Source organism: Sphingomonas sp. BLHR8 (assembly GCF_056821725.1).
Genome location: NZ_JBPDIM010000001.1, coordinates 1,852,324 through 1,860,000 on the forward strand (window position 1 = coordinate 1,852,324; position 7,677 = coordinate 1,860,000).

Below are 7,677 nucleotides of genomic sequence, written 5' to 3' on the forward strand. Positions count from 1 at the left end.
TTAGGCGAGCACTCCCTCGCGCGCCATCACCTCGATCAGGCGAAGGCGTGAATGACCTCCAGAAAGGCGTCACCCCATTGGTCGAGCTTGCGCGCACCGACGCCGGGAAGCTCGCCCAATGCGCTGCGCGTGCCGGGACGAAAGGACGCCATGTCGCGCAGCACGCTGTCGTGAAAGATGACATAAGGGGGCACGCCGGCGTCGCTGGCAAGCTCGCGGCGGCGGGCGCGCAGCGCATCGAACAGCGGGTCGCCAACCGGATTGACCCCGCTGCCCGCCGCGCCACCCGCACGGTCGCGGCGACGGCGACTTTGCGGCGCGGGGGTCACCTCGACCGCGACCTCGCCCTTGAGGATGGCGCGTGCGGCCGGGCCGAGCGCGAGGCCGCCATGATCGGTCTGTCCCAGCGCGTCGCGCGCGATCAGTGCCTGCGCCACGCGCGGCAGCAGCGCGGCCTCGCTCGCCTCGACGATGCCGAACACGCTCAGCTGATCGTGTCCGCGCGTGCGGACGCGTTCGTCCTCCACCCCGGTCAGGACGCGGCTGAGGTGGCCCATGCCGTAGCTCTGACCGGTGCGATACACCGCCGAGAGCAGCTTGCGCGCGAGTTCGGTCGCGTCCTGTGTCGCGACGCCGTCGAGGCAGACGTCGCAATTGTCGCATCGTTCCGGCGGGTCTTCGCCGAAATACCGCAGAAGGATCGCGCGGCGGCACGACGTCGCCTCAACCAGCCCGGCCATGGCGTCGAGCCGCGCGCGTTCGCCTGCGCGGCGCGCTTCGGGGATCTCGGAGAGGCGCCGCCGCGCCTTGGCGAAATCGTCCGCGGCCCAGAACAGGTGCGCGCACGCCGGGTCGCCGTCGCGCCCGGCGCGGCCGGTTTCCTGATAATAGGCCTCGATCGATTTGGGCAGCGCGGCGTGGGCAACGAAGCGGACGTCGGGTTTGTCGATGCCCATGCCGAAGGCGATGGTCGCGACCATCACCATGTCCTCACTGGCGACGAACGCCGCCTGATGCGCGGCGCGCGTCTCGGGCGCGAGGCCGGCGTGGTAGATGCGCACCGCGCGGCCGGTGCGCGCCAGGCTCGCGGCGATCCGTTCGGTCGCATCGCGCGTCGGCGCATAGACGATGCCCGGCCCGCTCTCCCCCTGCACCAGGTCGGCAAGCTGGTCCGACAGGCGGAGGCGCGGGCTGATTGCATAGCGGATGTTGGGGCGATCGAAGCCGGCGACGATGATGCCGTCGGCCGGGATGCCAAGCTGCGCGGCGATGTCGGCGCGCGTTGCCGCATCGGCCGTGGCGGTCAGCGCCAGGCGCGGCACATCGCCGAAACGATCGAGCAGCGCCCCCATCAGGCGATAATCGGGGCGGAAATCATGCCCCCATTCGCTGACGCAATGCGCCTCGTCGATCGCGAACAGCGCGATCCGCACGCGCTCGAGCAGCGCGGCAAACCCCGGCTGCGAGGCGCGCTCGGGTGCGACGTAGAGGAGGTCGAGCGCGCCGTCCTGCAGCCGCGCCAGCGTCTCGGCGCGATTGCTGTCAGCGCTGGTCAGCGTCGCTGCGCGAATGCCGACGGCCTCCGCGCTGCGCAGCTGGTCGTGCATCAGCGCGATCAGCGGCGAGATCACCACCACTGTGCCTTCGAGCGCGAGCGCGGGCAGCTGATAGGTGAGCGATTTGCCGGCGCCGGTCGGCATCACCGCCAGCGTCCGCTCCCCCGCCATCACCCGGTCGAGCACCGCCGCCTGGCTGCCGCGGAACCCGTCGAATCCGAAATGCCGCTTCAAGAGCGGCAGGAGGGTGTCGGAATGCGGCATGGGATGCGCGCCGCTACCAACCTTTGCCGGGGGCGGGAAGTGGGGGGTGTTGGGCGGCGGCGCCGTGACCGGAGGGGAGAGGGCGCAAAACTGGCATCAGCGCGTCACCCTGAACTTGTTTCAGGGTCCATGCCGCGAGATGCAGCGGTGGATGCTGAAACGAGTTCAGCATGACGACCTGTGGCACACGTCACCCGAACCAGCCCGGCGTAACCGGGGGGCGGCGGAGCCCCGACTTCGCGCGATGCAGCCGTGACCGGAGTAAATCCGGTCACGTCGGACGGGCTGCGCCCGCCGGCCGGCTTTCGGCGTCCTCGTGGCGGACGGGGAATAGCTTGCGCTATTCCCCTCGCCTCAAGACCTGATCAGATGGTCGAACGCCCCCAGTGCCGCCTTCGACCCTTCGCCAGCGGCGACGATGATCTGCTTGTACGGCACCGTGGTCACATCGCCCGCGGCATAGACCCCGGGAACGCTGGTCGCGCCGTGGTCGTCGATGACGATCTCCCCGCGCTGCGTCCGTTCGAGAGTGTCGCCGAGCCATTCGCTATTCGGCACCAGCCCGATCTGCACGAACACGCCCTCCAGCGGCAGCTCATGCACCTCGCCGCTCTCGCGGTCGCGCCACGTCAGCCCAACGACCTTGCTGCCGTCGCCCTTCACCTCGGTGGTGAGCGCGCTCGTATGCACCGTCGCGTTGGGGAGGCTGGCGAGCTTCTTCTGCAGCACCGCATCTGCGCGCAGCGTCGCGTCGAATTCGAACAGCGTCACCTCAGCGGCGATGCCGGCGAGGTCGATCGCGGCTTCGACGCCCGAGTTGCCGCCGCCAACCACCGCCACGCGCTTGCCCTTGTAGAGCGGGCCGTCGCAGTGCGGGCAGTAGGCGACGCCACGATTGCGATACTCCTCCTCGCCCGGCACCCCCAGCTGCCGCCAGCGCGCCCCGGTGGCGAGGATGACGGTTTTCGCCGCGAGGCTCGCGTCACCGACCTTGACCCGATGCAGCCCGTCGAGGTCGGCGGGCTCAAATCCCGTCGCGGTCTGATTGACGAACACGGGCACGTCGTTGGCGCGCACGTGCATCTCGAGATCGCGTGCGAGCTTTGGCCCCTCGGTGTGCTCGATCGACGGGTAGTTCTCGATCCCGAGCGTGTCGTTGAGCTGGCCGCCCATACGCTCGGCGATCACGCCGGTGCGAATGCCCTTGCGCGCGGCATAGACCGCCGCCGCCGCGCCTGCCGGGCCGCCGCCGACGATCAGCACTTCGAACGGGGCCTCGTCGTTGAGCTTGGCGGTCGCCGCCTGTGCCGCGCCCGTGTCGAGCTTGGCGACGATCTGCGCGAGGTCCATGCGCCCCTGCCCGAACGGCTCGCCATTCAGGAACACGCTCGGCACGGCCATCACCTGGCGGCGCTCGACCTCGTCCTGGAACAGCGCGCCGTCAATCGTCGTGTGCCGCACGCGCGGGTTGAGCGCCGCCATGATGTTGAGCGCCTGCACCACGTCGGGGCAGTTCTGACAGGTGAGCGACATGAAGGTTTCGAAGTGCAGCGCACCCGCATCGAGCCCGCGCACCGTGTCGAGCAACCCCTCGTCCTCGCGCGGCGGATGACCGCCGACGTGCAGCAGCGCGAGGACCAGCGAGGTGAATTCATGCCCCAGCGGGATCGCGGCGAACTCGACCCGCCGCGCGTCCTCCGCGTCGGTGATGGCAAAGCTCGGGCGGCGGTCGGCGATGCCGTCGAAGCGCGCGTCGACCTTGTCCGACAGCGCAGCAATGTCCTCGATCAGCGCACGCATCTCAGCCGCCTTGGCGCTGTCGTCGAGGCTAGCGACCAGCGTCACCGGCACCCGAAGGTTGGTGAGATATTGGCGCAGTTGTCCGCGCAGCGCGTCGTCGAGCATCGGCCGCTTCCTTGAATTCGCAATGTCAGGGGGTGCCGCCCCGCCGTTGTAGCGAGGCGGCGAGAGAAGGTCTTAGATCTTACCGACGAGGTCGAGGCTCGGGGCGAGCGTCGTGTCGCCCTCTTCCCACTTCGCCGGGCACACTTCGCCCGGGTGCGCGGCGACATATTGCGCCGCCTTGATCTTGCGGACGAGCTCACTGGCGTTGCGGCCGACGCCTTCCGACGTGATCTCGACATATTGGATCACGCCCTCGGGATCGACGACGAAGGTCGCACGGTCGGCCATGCCCGCGCCTTCGCGCATCACGCCGAAGTTGTTGGTGATCTGCCCCGACTGGTCACCCAGCATCGGGAAGTTGATCTTGCCGATCGCCGGCGAGCTGTCGTGCCACGCCTTGTGGCTGAAATGCGTGTCGGTCGAAACGCCATACACCTCGACGCCCATCTTCTGCAGATCGGGATAGTGACCGGCGAGGTCTTCCAGCTCGGTCGGGCAGACGAAGGTGAAGTCGGCGGGGTAGAAGAAAAACACCGCCCACTTGCCCGCGACATCGTCATGCGTGACGGGGACGAACTTGCCCTGATGGTAGGCGGTCGAGTTGAACGGCTGAAGTTTCGAACCAATGATCGGCATGATGTGAGAGCCTCCTGTTGTGCTGGCACCCATATGGGGGGCGCGCCGTAAAACTGGAATCGCAGTTTCTCGTTCATAGCAATCGGGCGGGATGGTCACTGATCGCGGCGTGCCAGCGGCGACCGCGCTCTTGCGGCGTTGTCCGGCTCGGTTGAAAGGACGGCCGATGCGTGATCCTCTCAGCAGCGCGCGGCGAGATGATCGCGGCCTTGGCGGAAGCAGCGTGTGAGCTGGCGTTCGGCGTCTCGTCATTCCAGCCCGCCTCCGGCCCGGCGCCGGTGGCGCGCATTCCTGCTATCGCTTGCGGCGCTTGCGGGGACCTTGGTGGCAACCGCGCTGATCGAAGGCGGGCGCGAACTGCTCCACTGGTGGCAGGCACCGGTCGCGGGGCGACCCATGCGCGTCGACCAACGCTTCGTGCGCTGCGGGGTCCGATGGGACGATTGCGTGATTGATGGCGACACCTTGCGATACCGCGGGGAAAGCTGGCGCATTGCAGGTCTCGACGCGCCGGAGGTGCGCGATGCGGCTTGCGCGGAGGAGCGCCGCCGCGGCGAAGCGGCGAGCGAGCGTCTCGTTATGCTCCTGTCCGCCGCACCGTTCGACCTCATTCCCGCGGGAAGGGGCGCCCGCGATCGCTACGGTCGAGCGCTGGCCGACGTGCGCCGCGACAGGCGGGACGTGACGGAGGCGATGGTGCGCGAGGGGCTAGCGCGTCGCAACCGGTGGGGCGAGGACCCAGGCTGGTGCCCGGGCGAAAACTCGCTGACCAGGCTACTGCGCAACCTGGCGGGTCGATGAGCGCACGTCGCGTGGCTGGTCAACCTCGCGTGCGCCGGTTCCCCGATTTCAGCCGGACAAATTGCCCGAACCCGAGCGCTTCGCGCGCGTCTCGCACATGACCATGGTCGACGCAGCCCGCGCGTGGCTGATGGGTAAAGCTCGTCATCGACATGGCGCCGCTCGACGGTGATATCCGACAAGGCAAGCACCGCCGCAGCCTGCGAACCCTGTCTCCCGACCTATCGCGGCTCGGCGTGCGCAACAGGCTTTATGTTCAACCGCGACGTCAACCTCTGCACCAGCCGGGCGGATCAACAGTCGGAACTGGCCACATAGGCGGACGGCGCGACCGCAATCGAGGCGTCGACGGCATTTTCGTCAGCGCGACGATCGCAAACCGGCGGGACTAGGGCGCTGCTGGCACGTGCGGTTAGCTCCGACGGACCGGGTACCGACAAAATCAGTCACAATTGTCAGACAATGAGCCGACGCGCCGGCCTAAGCGCGTTCCGGATCATGGCATGAGTTGGTTGCGGGGGCAGGATTTGAACCTGCGACCTTCAGGTTATGAGCCTGACGAGCTACCGGGCTGCTCCACCCCGCGCCAACATGCGGTGACCAAAGGTCACCCTTCGGACGCAACGCGCGCCGGAAACGGAAAAGCCCCGAACGCGGATGCGCCGGGGCTCGACTTGCGAATGGTAGCAACGACAATCGTGACACCCATGCGCCGGCTGCAATGCCTGGCGACGACCTACTCTTCCAACGCTTAAGCGGTAGTACCATCGGCGCTGTCGGGTTTCACGTCCGAGTTCGAGATGGGATCGGGTGGGTCACCGACGCTATGGTCACCAAGCAATGAAGCAGGCGCATGGCCGGGCGTAATGCCCGACACGGTCTGGATTGTCGCAATCGATGTTTCTGGCTGAGTCATCCACCGGCCGGCTGCTTTGCAGCGCCGACGTTGATGGCGGGACTCTCATAGCATGAAAGAGCAATTAGGACCGGTTAGCTCCACGCATTACTGCGCTTCCACATCCGGCCTATCAACGTGATGGTCTATCACGGCTCGATGAAGACTTATCTTGAGGGAGGCTTCCCGCTTAGATGCTTTCAGCGGTTATCCCGTCCATGCATAGCTACCCTGCTGCGCGGCTGGCGCCACGACAGGTACACCAGAGGCATGTTCACCCCGGTCCTCTCGTACTAGGGGCAACTCCTCTCAATCTTCGACGCCCACGGCAGATAGGGACCAAACTGTCTCGCGACGTTCTGAACCCAGCTCACGTACCACTTTAATTGGCGAACAGCCAAACCCTTGGGACCTGCTCCAGCCCCAGGATGTGATGAGCCGACATCGAGGTGCCAAACGATTCCGTCGATATGAGCTCTTGGGAATCATCAGCCTGTTATCCCCGGCGTACCTTTTATCCGTTGAGCGATGGCCCTTCCACTCGGGACCACCGGATCACTATGACCGACTTTCGTCTCTGCTCGACTTGTCAGTCTCGCAGTCAGGCAGGCTTATGCCATTGCACTCTTGCAGACGGTTTCCAACCGTCCTGAGCCTACCATCGCGCGCCTCCGTTACTCTTTGGGAGGCGACCGCCCCAGTCAAACTACCCGCCACAGAGGGTCCCTGCACCGGCTAACGGTGCGAGGTTAGACATCAGAAAACAACAGGGTGGTATTTCACCAACGGCTCCACCAGGGCTGGCGCCCCGGCTTCAAAGCCTCCCACCTATCCTACACAATTCTTTCCTAATGCCACTCTGAAGCTGCAGTAAAGGTGCACGGGGTCTTTCCGTCTAACCGCGGGTACTCCGCATCTTCACGGAGAATTCAATTTCGCTGAGCATCTCCTGGAGACAGTGGGGAAGTCGTTACGCCATTCGTGCAGGTCGGAACTTACCCGACAAGGAATTTCGCTACCTTAGGACCGTTATAGTTACGGCCGCCGTTTACTGGGGCTTCAATTCGGAGCTTGCACTCCTCCTCTTAACCTTCCAGCACCGGGCAGGCGTCAGACCCTATACGTCGTCTTGAAGCCGACTTAGCAGAGTCCTGTGTTTTTGCTAAACAGTCGCTACCCCCTGGCCTGTGCCCCCTGCAAAGAGTTGCCTCAATGCAGGGCCTCCTTCTTCCGAAGGTACGGAGGCAATTTGCCGAGTTCCTTCAGGAGACTTCTCTCAAGCGCCTTGGTATACTCTACCATCCCACCTGTGTCGGTTTAGGGTACGGTCCATAAGGAGGGGCTATTTCCTGGAACTGCTTCGCTGCCCGATCCAATCCGATCAGGTCGAACAACTTACGCAATCCGTCACACACCTCCGGGTCACGGAATATTAACCGTGTTACCATCGACTACGCCCTTCGGCCTCGTCTTAGGCTCCGACTCACCCTGCTCAGATTAGCTTTAAGCAGGAACCCTTGGGATTTCGGCGACAGGGCATCTCACCCTGTTTATCGCTACTCATGTCAGCATTCGCACTTCCGATACCTCCACCGTCCATTACCAGACGGCTTCATCGGC

4 protein-coding genes, 1 tRNA gene and 2 rRNA genes (1 of these 7 only partly in view) are annotated in these 7,677 nt (G+C 65.3%); 1 reads left to right on the forward strand and 6 read right to left on the reverse strand.

Features of this window, described 5'->3' with window-relative positions; all coding sequences use genetic code 11:
• Nucleotides 1–35 precede the first annotated feature (35 nt).
• The 3 genes from recQ to ahpC form a co-directional block, all read right to left on the reverse strand.
• Nucleotides 36–1,820 carry a DNA helicase RecQ gene (gene recQ / locus ACRYJK_RS09305; RefSeq protein ID WP_482667232.1) on the reverse strand — a complete coding sequence of 595 codons (1,785 nt, stop codon included), beginning with the start codon at nt 1,818–1,820 and terminating at the stop codon, nt 36–38.
• A 354-nt stretch (nt 1,821–2,174) separates the two neighbouring features.
• Complete coding sequence (gene ahpF / locus ACRYJK_RS09310) at nt 2,175–3,725, reverse strand: alkyl hydroperoxide reductase subunit F (RefSeq protein ID WP_482667233.1); 1,551 nt, start codon at nt 3,723–3,725, stop codon at nt 2,175–2,177.
• 72 nt (nt 3,726–3,797) lie between these two features.
• Nucleotides 3,798–4,361 (reverse strand): alkyl hydroperoxide reductase subunit C, encoded by a 564-nt coding sequence (gene ahpC, locus ACRYJK_RS09315; RefSeq protein ID WP_482667234.1) that lies wholly within the window; start codon nt 4,359–4,361, stop codon nt 3,798–3,800.
• Between the two features lie 324 nt (nt 4,362–4,685).
• Between ahpC and ACRYJK_RS09320 the strand changes: the two genes are divergently transcribed.
• Nucleotides 4,686–5,162, forward strand: coding sequence for a thermonuclease family protein (locus tag ACRYJK_RS09320; protein WP_482667235.1), 477 nt, complete (start codon nt 4,686–4,688; stop codon nt 5,160–5,162).
• Nucleotides 5,163–5,671: 509 nt separating this feature from the next.
• Here the strand turns inward: ACRYJK_RS09320 and ACRYJK_RS09325 are convergent.
• The 3 genes from ACRYJK_RS09325 to ACRYJK_RS09335 form a co-directional block, all read right to left on the reverse strand.
• Nucleotides 5,672–5,748, reverse strand: a tRNA-Met gene (locus ACRYJK_RS09325).
• 137 nt (nt 5,749–5,885) lie between these two features.
• Nucleotides 5,886–6,000 (reverse strand): 5S ribosomal RNA (gene rrf, locus ACRYJK_RS09330).
• A 125-nt stretch (nt 6,001–6,125) separates the two neighbouring features.
• A 23S ribosomal RNA gene (locus ACRYJK_RS09335) occupies nt 6,126–7,677 on the reverse strand (it continues 1,235 nt past the right edge of the window).